16 protein-coding genes are annotated in these 19,640 nt (G+C 58.7%); 5 read left to right on the top strand and 11 right to left on the bottom strand.

The window, feature by feature from the left end:
- Nucleotides 1-154: 154 nt before the first annotated feature.
- Complete coding sequence (locus ASB66_RS14350; protein ID WP_060716724.1) at nucleotides 155-1,177, top strand: glycosyltransferase family 2 protein; 1,023 nt, start codon at nucleotides 155-157, stop codon at nucleotides 1,175-1,177.
- 91 nt (nucleotides 1,178-1,268) lie between these two features.
- On the opposite strand, the gene ASB66_RS14345 is transcribed toward ASB66_RS14350, so the two are convergent.
- The 3 genes from ASB66_RS14345 to ASB66_RS14335 all read right to left on the bottom strand — a co-directional run bounded on the left by ASB66_RS14345 (nucleotide 1,269) and on the right by ASB66_RS14335 (nucleotide 4,436).
- Nucleotides 1,269-2,333 carry a quaternary amine ABC transporter ATP-binding protein gene (locus ASB66_RS14345; protein WP_060716723.1) on the bottom strand — a complete coding sequence of 355 codons (1,065 nt, stop codon included), beginning with the start codon at nucleotides 2,331-2,333 and terminating at the stop codon, nucleotides 1,269-1,271.
- Nucleotides 2,326-3,240, bottom strand: coding sequence for an ABC transporter permease (locus tag ASB66_RS14340; RefSeq protein WP_060716722.1), 915 nt, complete (start codon nucleotides 3,238-3,240; stop codon nucleotides 2,326-2,328). The genes ASB66_RS14345 and ASB66_RS14340 overlap by 8 nt, the downstream gene beginning before the upstream one ends.
- 197 nt (nucleotides 3,241-3,437) lie before the next feature.
- A complete protein-coding gene (locus tag ASB66_RS14335) occupies nucleotides 3,438-4,436 on the bottom strand; it encodes an ABC transporter substrate-binding protein (RefSeq protein ID WP_060716721.1) in 999 nt (332 codons plus the stop codon).
- Between the two features lie 567 nt (nucleotides 4,437-5,003).
- Between ASB66_RS14335 and ASB66_RS14325 the strand changes: the two genes are divergently transcribed.
- The gene (locus tag ASB66_RS14325; protein ID WP_060716719.1) at nucleotides 5,004-6,458 is read left to right on the top strand and encodes a cobyric acid synthase; all 1,455 of its coding nucleotides are present in this window, start codon (nucleotides 5,004-5,006) and stop codon (nucleotides 6,456-6,458) included.
- On the opposite strand, the gene ASB66_RS14320 is transcribed toward ASB66_RS14325, so the two are convergent.
- The 7 genes from ASB66_RS14320 to gltA form a co-directional block, all read right to left on the bottom strand.
- Complete coding sequence (locus ASB66_RS14320) at nucleotides 6,459-7,163, bottom strand: phosphatase PAP2 family protein (protein WP_234613492.1); 705 nt, start codon at nucleotides 7,161-7,163, stop codon at nucleotides 6,459-6,461. It lies immediately after the preceding gene.
- 74 nt (nucleotides 7,164-7,237) lie between these two features.
- Nucleotides 7,238-8,455, bottom strand: coding sequence for a molybdopterin molybdotransferase MoeA (locus ASB66_RS14315; protein WP_060716718.1), 1,218 nt, complete (start codon nucleotides 8,453-8,455; stop codon nucleotides 7,238-7,240).
- Nucleotides 8,455-8,940 (bottom strand): cyclic pyranopterin monophosphate synthase MoaC, encoded by a 486-nt coding sequence (gene moaC, locus ASB66_RS14310; RefSeq protein WP_060716717.1) that lies wholly within the window; start codon nucleotides 8,938-8,940, stop codon nucleotides 8,455-8,457. Before moaC ends, ASB66_RS14315 begins: the two co-directional genes overlap by 1 nt.
- Nucleotides 8,937-9,752, bottom strand: coding sequence for an indole-3-glycerol phosphate synthase TrpC (gene trpC, locus ASB66_RS14305; protein ID WP_060716716.1), 816 nt, complete (start codon nucleotides 9,750-9,752; stop codon nucleotides 8,937-8,939). Before trpC ends, moaC begins: the two co-directional genes overlap by 4 nt.
- A complete protein-coding gene (trpD, locus tag ASB66_RS14300) occupies nucleotides 9,749-10,771 on the bottom strand; it encodes an anthranilate phosphoribosyltransferase (RefSeq protein WP_060716715.1) in 1,023 nt (340 codons plus the stop codon). Before trpD ends, trpC begins: the two co-directional genes overlap by 4 nt.
- Before the next feature lie 21 nt (nucleotides 10,772-10,792).
- On the bottom strand, nucleotides 10,793-12,682 hold the full coding sequence (locus ASB66_RS14295) for a peptidylprolyl isomerase (protein ID WP_060716714.1): 1,890 nt from the start codon (nucleotides 12,680-12,682) through the stop codon (nucleotides 10,793-10,795).
- A 197-nt stretch (nucleotides 12,683-12,879) separates the two neighbouring features.
- Nucleotides 12,880-14,169 carry a citrate synthase gene (gene gltA, locus ASB66_RS14290; RefSeq protein ID WP_015916260.1) on the bottom strand — a complete coding sequence of 430 codons (1,290 nt, stop codon included), beginning with the start codon at nucleotides 14,167-14,169 and terminating at the stop codon, nucleotides 12,880-12,882.
- A 314-nt stretch (nucleotides 14,170-14,483) separates the two neighbouring features.
- Here gltA and ASB66_RS14285 point away from each other — a divergent pair, with 314 nt between their 5' ends.
- From ASB66_RS14285 to ASB66_RS14275, 3 genes are all read left to right on the top strand, one after another.
- Nucleotides 14,484-16,766: a ComEC/Rec2 family competence protein gene (locus ASB66_RS14285; RefSeq protein ID WP_149916833.1), complete on the top strand. Its 2,283-nt coding sequence runs from the start codon at nucleotides 14,484-14,486 to the stop codon at nucleotides 16,764-16,766.
- A 72-nt stretch (nucleotides 16,767-16,838) separates the two neighbouring features.
- Entirely contained in the window at nucleotides 16,839-17,867 is a 1,029-nt protein-coding gene (locus tag ASB66_RS14280; protein ID WP_060718548.1) for an IS110 family RNA-guided transposase, read from the top strand.
- 297 nt (nucleotides 17,868-18,164) lie between these two features.
- Nucleotides 18,165-18,884 (top strand): hypothetical protein, encoded by a 720-nt coding sequence (locus ASB66_RS14275; RefSeq protein ID WP_060717065.1) that lies wholly within the window; start codon nucleotides 18,165-18,167, stop codon nucleotides 18,882-18,884.
- On the opposite strand, the gene lexA is transcribed toward ASB66_RS14275, so the two are convergent.
- Nucleotides 18,865-19,584: a transcriptional repressor LexA gene (gene lexA / locus ASB66_RS14270; protein WP_060717064.1), complete on the bottom strand. Its 720-nt coding sequence runs from the start codon at nucleotides 19,582-19,584 to the stop codon at nucleotides 18,865-18,867. The two genes, ASB66_RS14275 and lexA, sit on opposite strands and share 20 nt — an antisense overlap.
- Between the last annotated feature and the right edge of the window lie 56 nt (nucleotides 19,585-19,640).

Raw genomic sequence — 19,640 nt, 5'->3', positions numbered from 1 at the left:
AAGGCGAACCAAATGCGGCAAAGCTTTGCGGATATTGTACAATTACCCATTTCGAGTCTGAGCCGGGGACATTGTCTGAGAGCTGATCCCGCCTGAATGCTATTTTCTGCAATGGGGGCTTGTCATGGGGCCCGCATTTTTCCGGAGTGTTTCTATGGCCGAACTGACTATCTGCATGCCCAGCCATCGCCCGCTCGACGGTTCGCGCGCTGCCATCGACAGTGCGCTTGCTTTTTGCGAGGCGCGGGACGCCCTGCTCGTGGTCAGCGACAATTCCGGCGATGCCGCCAAAAAAGCCTATTTGCAAGACCTGTCTCCCCGGCTGACCTATGTGGCAAGCGAGGCGCAAACCGTCTTTGCCAACATGTTCAGCGCTGTCGAGGAGGCCTCCACGCCCTTCATCATTCCCATGGGCGATGATGATGAGATCGTTGCCGAAGCGGATCAGGTGCCTTTCGATCTCGATGATCTACCCTTCGATTACGTTGGCGTCCTGCCGGTGACCGAAAGCTTCCTCCAGCGGTCCGAGGCCGGTTCGGTTCAGGCCTTTGCCTTGGAAGAGTATGACCCCGGCGAAAGAATGCTCGCCTATCTGCAGAACAGCCCGACCAACAATGGCGGTTTCTATTCTATCCTGCGCCGCGAAGTCTGGCTTGCGACGATGGACCTGTTTTTGCGATCCCATCCGACCCAGGCAGCGACATCCGACTGGGCCATCGCACTCTCGCTGTTTGCCACCGGAAAAATGGCTCATGATCCATCGATCCGCTACCGCTACAATGCCGAAAAATGGGCTGAAACGGCGAAGATCGAGGCTGAGCGCAAGGCTATGCTGCTCGAAGCCGGACTGCCGGAGAGCGCCGTTCATTATGAAATGCTTCTGCTGTTTCTCGATGTTTTCGTGCTGATCAACCGGGTCGGCTCGCCGCTTTCCATCGATGAGCGCCAACGTCTGGGCAAATTCACGGTCAATCGGTTTCTCGGCAGCTTTATCAAGGAGGTGGCCGATTCTCCCGAACTTTACGCCGAAGGCGTTACGGGGCTGGCGGAAATGGCGCTGGAAGAAACTGATAGTTTCACCCAATTCCAGATCGCCATGCTGATGGCCGAGCGGCTGCAACCCGGTCTCAAAGACAAATACGTCGCCTTCATCCAAGCCTCGATTGCCGGGGCGTAAGGGCAGGCGACGGCAATCCTGACCGATTCATGACGAGTTTGAGGAATGGCGGCAAGGCAATGGACAATCTCTCGCTTGCCGCCAGGATTGTTTATTCCGCTGCTAGCGCCGGTTGAACGCCCGGTTGGACGCTTTGTGCCGGTGAAACCATTGCCGAAAGGATGATCGACAGGTCGATGGCGCCGATCTGGTGCCCCGCCTTATCGGTGACTTGGGCTTCTGTGACGCCTTGCTCCACCATGGCCCGGGCAGCCGTTTCCAGCGTTGTGCGGGCGGTGAGTTTGAACTGGCCGGATTTGTCGTGCGCCGGCACCATCACCGTGCCGATGCGGATCACCCGGCCACGATTGACCTCGCGCACGAAGGCGGCAATGTAATCGTCCGCTGGGCGCAGCACGATATCCTGGCCGCTGCCCTGCTGCACCACCTCGCCATCGCGTAGAATGGCGATCTTGTCTCCCAGTCGCAAAGCCTCGTCGAGATCGTGGGTGATGAACACCACTGTCTTTTGCAATTCCTGCTGCAAATCGATCAGCATGGTCTGCATGTCGACCCGGATCAGTGGGTCCAGCGCGGAATAAGCCTCGTCCATCAAGAGGATATCGGCATCGGTTGCCAAGGCCCGCGCCAAGCCGACGCGCTGCTGCATGCCGCCGGAAAGCTGGTTCGGGTAATGGTTCTCAAAACCGGTAAGCCCGACCCGCTCGATCCAGTAGTGGCCCTTGGCAAGGCTTTGCTGCCGCGGCATGCCCTGGATATCGAGGCCGTAGAGGACATTTTCCATCACGGTTCGATGTGGCAGCAGGCCGAACTTCTGAAAGACCATCGCGGTTTTCTTGCGCCGGAAATCGCGCAGCTGCGCTGGCGACATGGCGCATATGTCGGTTCCGTCATAGAGCACTTCGCCCGCTGTCGGTTCGATCAACCGGTTGATATGGCGGATCAGCGTGGATTTGCCGGAGCCGGAAAGTCCCATGACCACGGTGATCTCACCGCCGGGCATGTCGATGCTGATGTCGCGCAGGCCAAGCACATGGTGATGCAGGTCGTTCAACTCGGCCTTGGTGATACCCTGGCGCACGGCGTCGATATGGGTTTTCTCGTCGGGACCGAAAATCTTGTAGAGATTGCGGATGTCTATGCCGTGACTAGCCATGCAGCACCTGTGTATGTTTCTGGAGGCGTTTGCCATAGGCCTGGCTTGCCCGGTCAAAAATGATGGCGATTGCCACAAGGGCAAAGCCGTTGAGCAGGCCGATGGTGAAGAACTGGTTGGTGATGGCCTGCAAGACATTCTTGCCGAGCCCGCCAACCCCGATCATCGAGGCAATGACCACCATGGCCAGCGACATCATGATCGTCTGGTTAATGCCCGCCATGATGTTGGGAAGCGCCAACGGGATCTGGACATTGAACAGTTTCTGCCGCTCCGACGACCCGAAAGCATCCGCCGCTTCGATGGCTTCGCGGCTGACAAGGCGGATACCGAGATTGGTAAGCCGGATAATCGGCGCGATGGCATAGATCACCACGGCGATCAGGCCCGGCACCTTGCCGATGCCGAAAATCATCACCACGGGGATCAGATAGACGAAGCTCGGCATTGTCTGCATCACGTCGAGTATCGGATTGAAGACCGATTGGGCGCGGTCGGACCGCGCCATCCAGATGCCGAGAGGGATACCGATGACGATGGCGCAGAGCGTGCATACCGTCACCATGGCCAGCGTTATCATGGTATCCTGCCAGAGACCGGCCATGCCGATCAATACCATGGCAAGGGCCGTGCCGAGCGTGATGCGCCAATTGCGGCTGACGCCGTAGACAATGGCGGCCAGTGCGACGATCATCACGATCCAGGGCGTATCGACGAACAACGCCTGAAGCCAGTTCAGGAACCATTGCAGCGGCATGGTCAGTCCGTCGAGAAAATCGCCGTAGGAGCGGACGAACGTCTTGAACCCGGTATCGACGGTCTTCTTGAAACTCCGCATGAGAGTGTCATCCACCGCCGGAAACCGGCAGAGGAGGGTGGGGATATAGCTACAGATAGCAGATGCCATATGTGCTCCTTATCGTACGGATCAATGCCAATGCCGGTGTATTCGGCTTTATCGACGCGGCTTGATCATTTGTAGTGTAGCGGGGCGTTGGCATGGCCAAGCCGCCGCAAGAATGACGGTGGAGACATGTCCACCGCCACCCGCGAGGGGTATTTCATCACTGACGAGAGATCGCCAAGGCGGCCTCCCGGGCGTTATTAAAGAGCTGCCTTGACCTTTTCAGCGACCTCGGGCGAGACCCACTGCGTCCAGACATCAGGGTATGTCTTCAGGAAGTATTCGGCTGCATCGGCATTGTCCGCCTGGTTTACACTCATCCAGGCGAGCACCTTACCGATGGTTTCATTGTCCCACTGGCGTTTGCCGACATAGTCCATCGTCACGCCGGCCTTCTCGGCAAAGCTCTTGGTGACGACACTATAGACATCCGTGACGGGATAATCGTTGACGCGGGGATCGGCACAATCGGCAACCGAGGTGCAGCGGTCCCATTCCGCCTTGTCGAAACTGGTATCCATGCCAAGCTTGACCATATCGTATTTGCCAAGAATGGCTGTTGGCGCCCAGTAATAGCCAAGCCATCCCTGCTTCTTTTCAATGGCATTGGCAATCGAGCCGTCCAGTGCGGCAGAGGAACCGCTGTCGACAAGCTGGAAGCCTGCGTCGTCACCCTTCAACGCCCTGTAGATATTCTCGGTGGTGACCTGACAGGCCCAACCGGATGGACAATTGGTAACGGCGCCCTTGGACGAATCTTCCGGCGCCGGGAAAAGCTCGGGATGTTTCAGTGCGTCCTGGACAGTCTTGATATCGGGATGCTCGTCGGTGATGTATTTCGGAACCCACCAGCCTTCAACGCCGCCATCCTTCAGAATACGTGCGGCTTTGAGCAGGCGACCGTCCTTGACGGCTTCCGCCAGCGGTTTTTGAATCGTGTTGACCCAAAGTTCAGGGGCCAGATCCGGCTCACCCTTTTCATTCATCGAGGTGAAGGTTGGCATGGTATCGCCAGTCACCAGATTGACGGAACACCCATAACCGCTTTCCAGAATGATCTTGTCGACATTGGCCGCAACGCCGGCCGAGGCCCAGTTCATTTCCGCAATGGAGACCGAGCCGCAATCGGCAGCCTCGGCAGAACCGGCCATGCCATACAATCCGGCGGCGAGTATCGTGGAAACGAGCAATGTCCTCATATCGTGGAGTTCTCCGTTTTATTGGCGCATGTTTAGCGCATGGGCGTGACAGTTTTCACGCATGACAGCCGATCCCGGCCGCATATTTCGCAACCCGGGTCGGGAATATTGGATGGAAGGACCGCTTGTCGGCAAGCCTAGCGGATTCTGAGTGCTGGGCAGTCCCGTAGCAGTCCTTGTCTGTTTACGACAGTGACAAGGGTAGGGGCTTGGCCGTATAAATCAACCGTCTTGCAGCTTTTTGTTCGAATAAATGTCGCATAAAAGCCATTAAGTGCCATGCAAACACCTGTGCCTTCATGGATGAATCCGAGTGCTCCTGCGTCCCTATAAGCCCCAATGGACTGAAAAAAGCACGGAATTCGGCGCTGTCAATCATGCCGGTCCCTGCTGGCTCTCTATGCTTTTCAGGAAAACCTGTGGAAAAACCAATCTTTGACCGCCATTGCCTTCCAGCGGGCCGCAGGCCATACCACAAACCATCGACATGAGATCTGGTAGAAAGACGCGTCGCCTATTCTGAACATGGCTGCGCTTTGAACCAAATTACAGGAGCTGGCAAACGTCATGACGCGGATGGTGATGCTCCAGGGCACCGGCTCGGATGTCGGCAAGACGGTGCTGGTGGCGGGGCTTTGCCGGTTGGCACGGCTGCATGGGCGTGTCGTGCGTCCGTTCAAGCCGCAGAACATGTCCAACAATGCTGCCGTGGCTGATGATGGCGGGGAAATCGGCAGGGCGCAATGGCTCCAGGCGTTGGCCTGTGGCGTGCCATCCTCGGTGCATATGAACCCGGTTTTGCTGAAGCCGCAAAGCGAGATCGGCAGCCAGATCATCGTGCAAGGCCGCGTGTTTGGCCAGGCGAAGGGCCGCGATTACCAGCGGCTGAAACCGCAATTGCTGGGTGCCGTACTTGACAGTTTTGAGGAGATAAAGGCTGGGGCTGATCTGGTGATTGTCGAGGGCGCGGGGTCGCCAGCCGAGATCAATCTGAGGGCAGGCGACATCGCCAATATGGGCTTTGCCACCCGCGCCAACGTGCCGGTGGTGCTGGTCGGCGATATTGACCGCGGCGGGGTGATTGCCTCGCTGGTCGGCACCCATGCCATCCTGCCGGAGGAAGACCGCCGGATGATCTGCGGCTATATCATCAACAAGTTTCGGGGTGAGCAGAGCCTGTTTGCCGACGGTATCGAAGCCATCGCCCGCTACACCGGCTGGCCGAGTTTCGGCATCGTGCCTTGGCTGAAGGCCGCTGGCCGCTTGCCGCCGGAAGACAGCGTGGCGCTGGAACGATTGAGCCGCAGGTCGACGGGTGCTTTGAAGATTGCCGTGCCGGTTTTGTCACGTATTGCCAATTTCGACGATTTCGATCCGCTGGCCACGGAACCTTCCGTTGATCTGGTCTATGTACGTCCTGGCGAACCCTTGCCCGTCGATGCGGCACTGGTGATCCTGCCGGGCTCGAAGGCAACGATTGGCGATCTGGCGGACCTGCGCGCGCAGGGATGGGACAAAGACCTCGCCCTGCATCGTCGGCGTGGTGGGCGGATCATTGGCATTTGCGGCGGCTATCAGATACTGGGCAATAGCGTCGCCGATCCGCTGGGGCTGGAGGGAGCACCTTGCCGCGTCGATGGCCTCGGTTTGCTTGAGATCGACACCGAGATGGCGCCGGAAAAGACCGTGCGCAACAGCGCCGCCCATTCGCTGGAATATGATGTGTCGTTGACTGGCTATGAAATCCACCTCGGCCAGACCGATGGCCCGGATTGCCAGCGTCCTGCCCTGACGATCCGTGGTCGCGCCGATGGGGCCGTTTCCGCCGATGGCAAGGTGATGGGGACTTATCTGCATGGGCTGTTTGCCAATGACGGCTACCGGGCCGCGCTGCTGCAAAGCTTCGGGATCAGCAACACGACCGAAAATTACCGGCAAAGCGTCGAACAGGCGCTGGACGATCTCGCGCATGAGCTGGAAAGCGTGCTGGACAAGGCCTGGCTGGACCGGCTGATCGGCTGATTACTGTTCCGGTTCCAGCGGAGTACGACGGCGGTTCAACGCATCGGCAATCATCCAGACGCACAGCGCCCAGGCACCACCGACCGTCCAGCCCGCTATGATATCCGTTGGCCAATGCACGCCGAGAAACACCCGGCTGACGCCGATCAACAGCGTCAGGAACAGGCCAGCACCAAAGGTGAAATAGCGCAATTGCCATGTCGGCTGGGCGCGGGCAAGCATAGCGCCTAGCGTCAAGTAGGTAATGGCCGACATCATGGCATGGCCGCTTGGAAAGCTCATTGTCTGCACACTGACCAGATGCGGAACCACATCAGGCCTGGCACGGGAAAACAGCAGTTTCAGACTGGATTCGGCTACAGCTCCGAGCGAAATCGCCAGTCCGACAATCACGGCATTGCGGGTCTTGCCCGCCGCAAGCAGATAGAACACCGTCAGCACGGTGACGAGGGTAATCACCGTGAAGCCGCCAAGACTGGTAATGTCGCGCACCGAATTGACCAGCCAGGGTGGGCCGATGGTCATGCCCGGATCGTCCTTGATCCTCAGCGCCAGCAATATGGCGCGATCGAAGGCATGGCTCTCCTGATCGAAGACGTCTTCCGCGATTTTTGCAAACAGCAACCCAAGCCCGGCCAACACGGTTAGACTGGCGAGAAGGCGCGGCTCGATCCGGTTGCGCAGACGTTCAGGCAGAAATTTCAAGGCATGCTCCTGATTTAGTCGTCCGCGTGTTGCTTCAGTAGATAATGCGGCAGATGTCTTTCACCAAGAGGCATTTACGGATGCAACAACAGCACCATGCATTGGCCGCCTTCCCGAAGGGCCGACGCATGTGGTGGGCGCACGATTAAAGCCCCGGCCTCGGCGAAAATCCGCATCATGGAAGAGTCCTGTTTAGGAAAGCTGGTCACCCAAAGGCCATCCGCTGAATCGACCCGCAATTGGGCGCGCAGATAGTCCTGTCGCTGATCGTTGGCGGCAAGGGCGGTTGCCGTGCGGGCGTGTTTGAGGCGCTGCGGCAGCGGGCGATGGCCGAGCTTGGCGATCAGCGGTTCGAGAAACAGCAGGCTACAGACCATGCTGGAGATGGGATTGCCGGGCAGGCCGAGCACATGCATCGGTCCGAGCTTGCCCACCATCAGCGGTTTGCCGGGGCGCATGGCAATTTTCCAGAAATCCAGCACCATGCCCGCATCGGTGAGCGCTGCCTGCACCAGGTCGTGGTCACCGACCGATGCGCCGCCAGTTGTCACCAGCACGTCCGCGCCTGCGGCTTCCGCCTTGCGGATGGCTGCGACGATGGCGTCCTGTTCATCAGGGACGATACCGAGATCCAGCACATCCGCGCCGAGATTTTCGGCAAGGGCGGCAATAGCAAATGTGTTAGAGGCGATGATTTGGCTTGGCCCTGGCGCAGTGCCAGGGGCAACCAGTTCGTCACCGGTGGTGATAAGAGCGATGAGCGGTTTTCGATAGACCGGCACTTTTGCATGATTGCCGCTCGCAGCCAGCATCAACTTTGCAAAATCCAAAACATTGCCCGCCTGAATCAAAACCGTGCCTTCGGCAAAATCCTGGCCACGAGGCCGGATATGGCGTCCCTGCACGGCGGCGAATGTGGTGCGGATACGAAGGTTGTTTTCCGCCGGCTCCGTGTCTTCCTGGATAAGGACGCTATCGGCACCATCAGGCACCGGAGCGCCGGTAAAGATCCGCACGCACTGCCCGACACCCACTCTGCCATCAAAGCCGTGTCCGGCCGCCGACTGGCCGATCACGGTCAATTCAGTCCCCGGCGTAAGGGCATCTTCGGCCCGCAGCGCGTAGCCGTCCATGGCCGAGGCATCGAAAGGCGGCTGCGTCAGCCGAGCGGTGATATCCTCTGCGAGGATGCGATTGCGGGCTTGGCGGAGCGGCAGAATTTCCGTGTCCTGCACCGGGGTTGCAGACGCCAGCAGTCTGGCTTGGGCCTCTTCCACGGGAAGCAGCGCCATTATTTAGCCTCCGGATGACGAAACGGGCCGGATTTTCCGCCGGTCTTTTCAACGACGCGAATTCCGCCGATCTCCATGGTCTTGTCGGCAGCTTTTGCCATATCGTAAATCGTCAGGCAGGCCACCGAAACGGCAGTCAGCGCTTCCATCTCGACGCCGGTCTTGCCAGTCAGTTTGACGGTTGCCGTGACGTGTAGGCCGGGCAGGGCGGCGTCCTCGGTGATGTCGACACTGACCTTGGTCAACATCAACGGATGACAGAGCGGGATCAGGTCTGCCGTGCGCTTGGCGGCCATGATGCCAGCGAGCCGCGCCGTGCCGATCACATCGCCCTTCTTGGCATTTCCATCGCGGATCAATACCAGTGTTTCCGGCGTCATGCGGATATGGCCCTCGGCTATGGCGACCCGCACGGTCTCAGCCTTATCGCCGACATCGACCATATGCGCTTCGCCCGCAGCATCGATATGGGTGAGGGCGCTCATTCGGCGGCTATGCGGTCGGATGCACCGGTCAACAAGGCCTTGGTTGCGCCAGTCACATCGTCTTTGCGCATCAGGCTTTCGCCGACCAGGAAAGTCGTGATGCCAGATTTTTGCAGGCGAAGGCAGTCTTCGTGGGTGAAAATTCCGCTTTCGCCGACCAGCAGCCGGTCGGCGGGAACCATAGTGGCCAGCCGTTCGCTGACAGCCAGATCGACCTCGAACGTGCGCAGATTGCGATTGTTGATGCCGACCAGCCGCGAGGTGAGTTTCAGCGCCCGCACCATTTCCTCTTCATCATGCACTTCGATCAGCACGTCCATGCCGAGCGCCAGGGCTTCCCCCTCCAGATCGGCGGCTTCGGAATCGGACAGGGACGCCATGATCAGCAGGATGCAATCCGCGCCCCAGGCACGAGCTTCATGCACCTGATAAGCCTCGAACATGAAATCCTTGCGCAGCGCCGGAAGTGTGCAGGCCGCACGGGCAGCGACCAAAAACTCCGGTGCGCCTTGAAAGCTTGGAGCGTCGGTCAGGACCGACAGACAGGCAGCCCCGCCCGCTTCATAGGCGCTCGCCAGCGCCGGTGGGTCAAAATCGGGACGGATCAGGCCTTTTGACGGGCTGGCCTTCTTGATCTCGGCAATCAGTCCGAAATTGCCGGCCGCCTGCTTTGCCCGCAATGCCTTGTAGAAGCCGCGCGCTGGCGGTTGGTCGGCGGCTCTTGCCTTGATCTCATCGAAGGGGATGGCACTTTTGGCTGCCGCAATTTCTTCGCGCTTATAGGCTTCGATTTTCTTCAGGATGTCACTCATGCCGAATGTTCTCCATTAGAGACAGAAATCAGTGTCTCAAGCCGTTTCAGGGCAGCGCCGCTGTCCAGCGCATGCGCGCCGAGCGCCATGCCCTCTGCCAATGTGGTGGCTTTTCCGGCAATCACCAGGGCTGCGGCGGCATTGCACAGCGCCACGTCGCGGTAGGCATTTTTCTCACCTTCAAGAACAGCGCGCAAGGCCTTGGCATTATATTCGCCGTCGCCGCCCTTCAGGGCGGCCAATTCAACCTGCTCCACGCCGAAGTCACCGGGCGTCAGCTCAAAACTCCGGATCTTGCCTTGTTCAAGGGCCGCCACCTGCGTCGTTCCGGTCGTGGTGATTTCATCAAGGCCATTGCCATGCACGACCCAGATGCTCTCACTGCCCAGGTCACGCAGGGTTTCGGCCAGCGGTATCACCCATTCGGGCGCATAGACGCCAAGCAACTGCTTTTTGACGCCAGCCGGATTGGCGAGCGGTCCCAGAAGATTGAAAATGGTGCGGGTGCCAAGCTCCACCCTCGCCGGGCCAACATGACGCATGGCGGAGTGGTGCAACTGGGCAAACATGAAGCCGACGCCAGCCTCCGATATGCAGCGGCCAATGATGGCAGGATCGATATCCAGCTTGACGCCGAGTGCGGTCAGGCTATCGGCTGCGCCGGATTTCGAACTGAGCGCCTTGTTGCCGTGCTTGGCGACCGGAACGCCGGCGCCTGCAACAATCAGGGCCGCCAGCGTCGAGATATTATAAGTCCCGGTTCCATCTCCGCCCGTTCCAACGATGTCGATGGCATCCGCGGGGGCGGTGACCGGCAGCATTTTTTGGCGCATGACGGTGACCGCGCCGACAATCTCCGGCACAGTTTCGCCGCGCATGCGCAGGGCGATCAGGAAGCCGCCGATCTGGGCGGGCGTTGCCTCTCCCGACATCAGGATGTTGAAGGCGTCTGCCGCCTCATCCCGTGTCAGTGCTTGCCCGCTGGCGACTTTTGCGATGAATGGCTTCAGCCCGTTCATATGCTTCGCCCTCCCGGCGGTTCAGCGTGTGATGGCCTGCTGGGCCAGCGCCTGATTGATAGTGACGCCATATTTGGTCTGCAACTGGTTGACCATCTGGTCGAGAATATCGTCACCAGCGGATTTGGCCAGCGCGGTAATCTGGCCCTCTTGCTGGTCGACGACATCGCCGGTTGGCTGGGTGTTGACATCCGTGACCTTCAACAGAATCTGGGTCATCGGATCGGCACCAACTGCCGAGCCAATCGTGCCGGAAGGTCCACGGAATGCGGCCTGGACGGCGGCAGGGCCGAGCACCGGATCTTCGGTATCGCGGCGAAGACCGGCCTTGGTCTCAACGCCGATGGCCAGTTCAGTTGCGAGGTCAGCCAGCGCCACCCCCGTATCGGCCTTGGCCTTCAACTGCTCTACTTTGGCGCCGAGCGCTTGTTTTTGCTGCTCGGTGGTCCAGTCGGAGATGGCCTTGTCCTTGACCTCATCCAGCGTTCTCTCGCGAGATGCATCAACGGCTGTCACGTCGAACCACAGATAGCCATTTCTGCCGATATTCAGCGGCAGGGGTTCCGCGCCCGCTTCGGTTTCGAAGACTGATTTCAATAGATTGGCTTTTTCAGGCAAGTTTTCTGCTTGCTTGCCGGTCTTGTCCTGTCCCTGGGCATCGATCCCGTCAACCTTGATGGCTTTCAGGCCAGCCTTGGTGGCGGCTTCCTCCAGGCTCGAACCGGAGGCGCGCATATCCTCGAACCGATCATGCACGTCATTGATCTGCTGGGCTGCGGCATTGGCGGCAAGATCGGCGCGAATCTGATCCTTGACTTCATCCAGCGTCTTCGTGCGGCTTGGCTTGATATTGCTGACCCGCAGAATAACCGGTCCGAAGGCGCCCTCAACGACAGGTGTCGTATCGCTGTCTTTTGCGACAGCAAATGCGGCATCGGCCAGCTTCTGGTCGGGAATATCAGCCCGGGTGAAATCACCCAGCAGCACATCTGTCGCCGTCTTGCCTTGGTCGGCGACCAACTGATCGAAGGTCTTGCCATTCTTCAGCGACTGAGCAGCGGTTTCGGCCAGTTCCTTGGTCGGGAAGGTCAACTGCTCCAGCGTCCGGGTGCCGGCCACTTCGAATTTCTTGAGGTTGGCGTCGTATTCCTGCTTCACCTGCTCGTCGGTCACCGCTTTCGCATCGGCGATATCGGCAGGCTCCAGTTTTACATAGGAAAAGCTGCGATATTCCGGCGCGCGGTAGCGCGATTTCATCGTGTTGAACCAGGTTTTCAGAACCGTTTCGTCCGGTGCCTTGATCGGGTCGATATTGGCAGTGGTCAGCAGCAGGTAGTCAATGCTGCGGCTTTCCTGGCGATAGAGTTTCAACGCATCGACCAGCACTTTCGGAGGCACGAACCCTTCCGCTGTCGCATCGACGATCTGGCTGCGAACAGCGACCTTGGAGCGCTCGGTGATATAATCCTGCTCGCGAATGCCGGAATTGCGCAGGCGAGAAGTGAACAATTGGCGGTCGAACTGGCCATTGGTGTTCTTGAAGGCCGGATCGTCGCCGATCAACTGCGCCAGGCGGTCCTGGGAAAGGCCGAGGTTCATGTCTGAAGCCAGCTGATCGAGGGCCGCTCCCGCGACCAGCTGCTGATAAACCTGCGACTCGATGCCGAGTGAACGGGCCTGCTCGCTTGTCAATTGCGTGCCGAAACGGCGGCTGAGATCGGAGATCTGCCGCTGATAGGCGAGGCGGAATTCGTTGGAATTGACGCTCTGGCTGCCGACCTTGATGACCTTGTCCGACGTATCGCTCATGATCGAGCTGGAAATGCCCCAGATCGCGAAGGATGCGACAAGCAAAAGAAGAAGCCCTTTTGCCACCCAGGTGCCGGCAGCTTTTCTCAGGATCACGAGCATCGGAACGAAAACCTCATCAATATTCTTCGCCGGATGCGAAGCAGTCGCCGTTGCTTAAAGCAATCCCTGAGCAAATTGAAGGCTTTCTTAGTGGAAAACCCCAATGCCGTGGCATGAAACCTGTCATTTGCAGGCAGGCGCACGAAAAAGCCCGGCGAATTGATCGCCGGGCTTTGCATGAGACAGGGTTTTGCCGATCAGCGCTTGGCGACGGGCAGGTAGTCGCGCTTTGGTGCGCCGGTGTAAAGCTGGCGCGGACGACCGATACGCTGCTGCGGATCCTCGATCATCTCGTTCCACTGAGCAATCCAGCCGACGGTACGAGCGAGCGCGAACAGAACGGTGAACATTTCCGTCGGGAAGCCGAGCGCACGAAGCGTAATGCCGGAATAGAAGTCGACATTCGGGTAGAGCTTCTTCTCGATGAAATATTCGTCGCTCAACGCGATCTTTTCCAGCTCAAGCGCAACCTGCATCAGCGGATCGCCAGCATTGCCGGTGGCTTCCAGCACTTCATACATGGTCTTCTGCATGATCTTGGCGCGCGGATCGTAGTTCTTGTAGACCCGGTGACCGAAGCCCATCAGACGGAACGGATCGTTCTTGTCCTTGGCGCGGGCGATATATTCCGGAATCCGGTCGACCGTGCCGATTTCCCGCAGCATGTTCAGAGCCGCTTCATTGGCGCCGCCATGAGCAGGACCCCAAAGGCAGGCGATACCAGCCGCGATGCAGGCAAACGGATTGGCACCCGAAGAGCCAGCCAGGCGCACCGTGGAGGTGGACGCGTTCTGCTCATGATCGGCATGCAGGATGAAGATCCGGTCCATGGCGCGGGCCAGAACCGGGTTGACCTTGTATTCCTCGCAAGGCACGGCAAAGCACATGTTGAGGAAGTTGGCGGCGTAATCCAGATCGTTCTTGGGATAAACGAAGGGCTGGCCGATGTGATACTTGTAAGCCATGGCGGCGATGGTCGGCATCTTGGCGATCATCCGCAGGCTGGCAACCATGCGCTGGTGCGGATCGGTGATGTCGGTCGAGTCGTGGTAGAAAGCCGACAGTGCGCCGACCGTACCGACCATGACGGCCATTGGATGGGCGTCGCGACGGTAGCCTGAGAAGAATTTCGACATCTGCTCATGCACCATGGTGTGATGCGTGACGCGGTGATCGAAGTCCTTCTTCTGGGCAACTGTCGGCAGTTCGCCGTAGAGCAGCAGGTAGCAGACTTCCAGGAAGTCGCCTTTTTCAGCCAGCTGTTCGATGGGATAGCCGCGGTGCAAAAGCACGCCTTCGTCGCCGTCGATATAGGTGATCTTCGATTCGCATGATGCCGTGGAGGTAAATCCGGGATCATAGGTAAACTTGCCAGTATGCTTATAAAGAGCGCCGATGTCGATAACATCGGGGCCGATCGTGCCGCTTCGCACGTCAAGATCGACGGCCTTGTCCTCAATCTTCAAGTTTGCGCTTTGTTCCGTCATGGTGATCCTCCGGATATAGGCGGGAGACGCAGCTTTCGCCTTGTCCCAGGTTAAGCGTTGCAATTAGCTATATGATCCAGAGGTTAATGCCAAGCTATCCAAAGGACAAAGTGTGCATTGCAATAAATCGGCACTTGCATTGCAGGCATGCGTTATCGCCAGAACTGCTTTTCTTGGTTTACACCCCCTTTCTCCTACAGCTTTTGATTGATAGTCTGCCGTTAGCGACAAGGTAAGATGTGTTGCCGAATTATCATAAAAGCAATTTTCAGGGGCCTCGCCGCTCGTTTTCAGCGCTTTGAAGGCGTGTGGCATTGCAGGGCACCAAGGCGACGGCAGGGTCGATGCCGGATACGGCGGAATGGGAACTGGTCAGGCAAAAAGAAGCGCGTCCCGCGCGCGGTTCGCCATGGGATAGGCGCGCTTCCAAAACCCTGTTTGACGAGGTCCTGCGGCGTGCGGACATCAAGCCGGAGGATGAGGCTGAAGCCCCTGATTTCGAGGGCCACTTCAGCGCATCGCCGCTTTTGGTGTCCCGCTGGCAGCGCCTTCTGCGCGCTCTTCATCAGGACGCTTTGCAAGAGCTTGCCTATGGCCGGACATTTCTGTTTTTACCCGTTCTGCTCGGGCTCGGTGCGATCTGGTGGTTTACCCGTCCGCAGGATCTTCCCCGCCTGCCGATCTTCCTGACTTTCTGTGCAGCCGGAGTGGTCTGGCTGCGGGTCCGCTACCGTCATCCTGTCCTGGCCGCTATCTGCGGCATTGCAACTCTCGGTCTTGCCGGCATGTTGCTGGCCGATGTGCAAACGGCGCGTCTGGATACGATCATCATCGACAGTGCAGTGACGACGGTGGTGCGCGGCAAAGTGGTTTCTGTAGAGCCAAATGCGGATGGCAATCAAAGATATGTGATTGCACTGCACCAAACCCGCTTCCCCAGCCTGAAGCGCATGCCGCAGCAGGTAGCGCTTCTGGCCCGCGGCGCGCATGTGCCCTTCAATCCCGGCGACTGGATTGAGGGCAGGGCGCGGCTCTCCCCGCCTTCGGGGCCTGCCTTGCCAGGCTTGAACGATTTTGCCTTTGCCTCCTATTTTGCTGGGACCGGGGCGATCGGTTACTTTTACCAGCCCCCCAAATCATTCATGCCGGGACCAGAGATCGCGCCGCCGGATTTTTGGGAGCGAGCCGGAATCAGGCTGGATGAAACGACACAGGAATTGCGCAATGGCATTTCCGACCGTATCCGGGCCATCGTGCCGGGCGATGCGGGCGCGTTTGCCGTAGCGATTGTGACCGGCGAGCGGCGCGGCCTTTCGGAGGAGGCCAATAACGATCTTCGCGTTTCCGGCCTTGCCCATATCATCTCGATTTCCGGTCTGCATATGGCGCTGGCCGGTGGGTTGTTCTTTGTGGGGATCCGGCGCCTCTTGAGCCTTGTGCCTGGTATGGCGGAGGCCCGCTCGATCAAGAAGATTGCCGCAGCAGGAGCGATAGCCACCACGACCGGCTATTTTTTGATTTCCGGCTATGACATTGCCGCCCAGCGCGCTTATCTGATGATGGTCATCATGCTGTCGGCGGCATTCTTCGATCGGCCAGTGCTCAGCCTGCGCAATGCGGCGCTGGCGGCTATCCTCGTGATTATCCTTTCGCCGTCGCAGGTGATGGGGCCGAGCCTGCAAATGTCCTTTGCGGCTACTTTTGCCCTGATCGCCGGTTTCGACCTCTGGCGCCAGCGCCCGCGATTGCCTCCCATTCTGCCGGCGATCCCGGCGCTGACAGTTTTGAAGCCGTTTATGACGCTGGTCAGCGGCATTCTGATGACCTCAGCACTTGGTGGTTTTTCCACCGCGATGTTCTCAGCTGCGCATTTCCACCGTGTCGGATTGCATGGGTTGGAGGCAAATCTCCTGGCGGCGCCCCTGATGTCGATGCTTGTCATGCCAGCCGCGATGATTGGTGTGTTGCTCATGCCGTTCGGTCTGGACCAGTGGCCGATCCAGTTGATGGGGCTTGGCCTTGAGGGCGTGTTGATGATTGCCAGCAAAGTCGCGAGCTGGGGTGCTGGCTTCACCTTCGGCCGGTTCGAGTGGTGGTTCCTTCCGGTCTCGGCAACCGGTCTGCTGATACTGACCCTGATGAAGACGCGGCTCAGGCTGATTGGTGCAGCGATGATGCTGACGGCGTTTGGCTATGAGGCGATAAAAACCGATCCACCACTGCCCGATCTCGCCATAACCGAGGATGGCCAGCTCTTTGCTCTGTTTCGGACCGACGACCGCCATGTCTTGACCGTTGCCACCAACAAGAGGCGTCCGCCGGGTTTCGTTTTCAACCAATGGCGCTCAGTGCTCGACATTGCCGATCCGATTGCGCCTGAAATATTGCCCAAGCTGACATCTGTCGAAATGGAGAAAGACCAACAGGGAGCGAGGCAAACAACGCGGGACGGAAAAACAAAAACAAAGACGGGTGGCCAAAAAGCCAAGGGAAGAGAGCCTGTAGAGCCACAACAGGCAATGGCCGAGATGATGGCGGCAAAGGAGAAGGCCGATAAAAAACCTGATCTTTTCCATTGCCGAACCGATGCTTTTTGATGATGTGGACACCCCCACCACTACCGCCGAGAATATCGGCAGGGACCAATCAAACGTTGGAAAGGAAACGGGATGTCCAGGCTGACAATCGGAATCGACCTTGCAAAGAATGTCTTCCAGGTTCACGGCATTGATGACAGCAGTCGTGTCGTGATCGCTCAGAAACTCCGGCGCACACACCTTCTTGCATTCTTTGCCAAGCTGGAGCCGAGTCTGATCGGCATGGAGGCGTGCGGCTCCGCGCATCACTGGGCTCGCGAACTGACAGGCATGGGCCATGAGGTCAAGCTGATGGCGCCGGCTTATGTGAAGCCGTACGTGAAGCGGGGGAAGAACGACATGGTGGATGCCGAGGCGATCTGCGAGGCTGTGACCCGGCCGACCATGCGGTTCGTTCCAATCAAAACCGCGTCGCAGCAGTCGATCCTGATGGTGCACAAGTCGCGTGCTCTCCTCATCCGGCAGAGGACCATGCTGGTGAACGCCTTACGAGGCCATCTCACCGAGATCGGCATCGTGGCGCCGGTCGGGATCGAAAGAACGGCAGAGCTCGTCGAGCGGGTGCTCGCACACGAGCCGACAGAGCTGGACGTTCCGCCGCTCGTGACTGACATTGTCGTATCCTTGGCCAGGCAAATCGACTCCCTGACCGCCGAGGTCAGGACACTTGAAGCCAAGATACGCGAATGGCAACGAACGAGCGAAGCAGGCCGCAGGCTTGCGACGATCCCGGGCGTCGGCGTCATCACTGCCACAGCACTGGCGGCGACGGTGCCTGATGCGTCAGTCTTCAGGTCGGGGCGAGAATTTGCCGCATGGCTCGGGCTGACGCCACGATCGAATTCGTCTGGAGGAAAAGAGCGCCTCGGCAGGATCACGAAGGCCGGGAACCGATATCTGCGAACGCTGCTGATCGTCGGCGCGACAGCCGTCCTCAGGCATGTCAGGCATAAGATGCACGGGCCGCTCATCGAGTGGGTCAGGAAATTGTTGTTAACGAAGCCCCCGCGCCTGACGACCGTGGCGCTGGCGAACAAGATGGCGCGGATCGCATGGGCCGTGATGACTCGGCAGACGGTATACACAAACGCCATCGCATAGAAACCGACGCACCAGCGTCACCGAGTTCGGAGGGCCTGCCAGACGATCGTGATGAATACCGGTTCCGCCGGGGATCAGGACAACCCGTTCGCGAGACTGCATCTGCAGAATGCGCTTTTTTGATTGGGACCATGATCCGCGGATTTCATCAAGGCCCGCGGCCGTTCGGCCGATCATCAGAGAGGCCGGACATATGCGAGCAGCCAGCCGGGTTCAAAAAGATCAGAAGAAAGGCTTGACCGAGGGGGTGTCCACATATGTCTCGCGAGGCTCAGCAATGGTTGGACCGTCAGCCTGGTGCAGAACCGCGACTATAGCGAGGCCGCCTGCGCCTTGTCCGACCTGATCGTCTCGACTGAGGCCAGTCGCGATGCCGTCTGTAAGGCGCCGATGGCATCCGCTGCTCCCACCGAAAATACCGGAGCGACCGTAATTCGGGACGCTACGGAAGACGGCACTGGGTTGGACGTTGAAAGTGAACGGATGATGGCCGATGGTGATGAGCTGGCATCTGACAACAGCAGCCCGTCCGTTCGCCCCCAAACAATCAACCGAACGCAAGCGGGAGGCACTTCCGCAGCCAGTGCAAGCCCGGCACCACGGCAGGGCGGTGAATTGCCCATGGATAGCCAAGTCTCAGACGGCGCCTCGAACTCGGCCCGGAGTTCCACACCCCTCATAGAACCGAGTGAAACCGTCGCCTTCTTACAAACCGAGAAGGCTGCAAACGCTGCACCGACACTGTCACACCCCCCGAAAGTCCTGACCCGCAACGATCTGCGACGATTCGGTGCAATGGAAATCACGCTTGGCGATCCCGCCACCCGAACGCTGCATATCGTTACGGCATTTCAAAATCAGTATCGGCCCTGGACTCGCCATCGTTACTTTGATTGGCGCAGCAATCGCTACGACCGGCCGGATGGCAGGACCCACGCCAACGTGCCATCTGCTGCCAACGACGACATCCAGTCAGGCGCTGGTGATGTCAGCGAGGTCAGTGATAACGACGAATAAGACCGACAAGCTTGCCTTGGATTTTTACCCGGTCCGGTCCAAAAATCCGCGTCTCATAGGCCGGATTGGCAGCTTCCAGCGCGATGGACGCCCCACGGCGGCGGAAGCGTTTCAAGGTCGCTTCCTCATCGTCTACCAATGCGACGACGATATCGCCCGGATTGGCCGTGGTTGCATTGCGGATGATCACCGTGTCGCCATCGAGAATGCCAGCCTCGATCATCGAATCGCCTTTGACTTCGAGGGCGTAATGTTCGCCACTGCCCAGCATTTCCATCGGCACGGAAATGTCATGGGTATTGTTCTGAATGGCGGAGATCGGAACGCCCGCCGCGATACGGCCCATGACTGGTATGGATGAGGAATTGCGCACTTCCTCAACCGGTTTGGCCGGAGCGGATGGCACCGCCTGCAACTTGCCTCGGCTGCCTTCGATGACGGATGGCGAAAATCCGGTCCGCCGCGGCGGTATGCTGGAGGTCATGGCCTCCGGCAGCTTGATAACTTCCAGCGCTCGTGCGCGATTTGGCAAGCGACGGATGAAACCGCGCTCTTCCAAAGCGGTGATCAGCCGGTGAATGCCTGATTTGGAGGCGAGGTCCAGAGCGTCCTTCATCTCATCGAAGGAGGGCGGCACCCCAGACTCCTTCATGCGCTCGTGTATAAACAGCAAAAGTTCCTGTTGCTTGCGAGTCAGCATTGGGACCTACCCTTTGAATTATGAAACAAATACAGAACATACGCTATCTGTTCCAG

The sequence above is a fragment of the Gillisella vitis genome (assembly GCF_001541345.2).
Lineage (GTDB): Bacteria > Pseudomonadota > Alphaproteobacteria > Rhizobiales > Rhizobiaceae > Allorhizobium > Allorhizobium vitis.
This window is presented reverse-complemented; position numbering and strand designations above follow the sequence as displayed.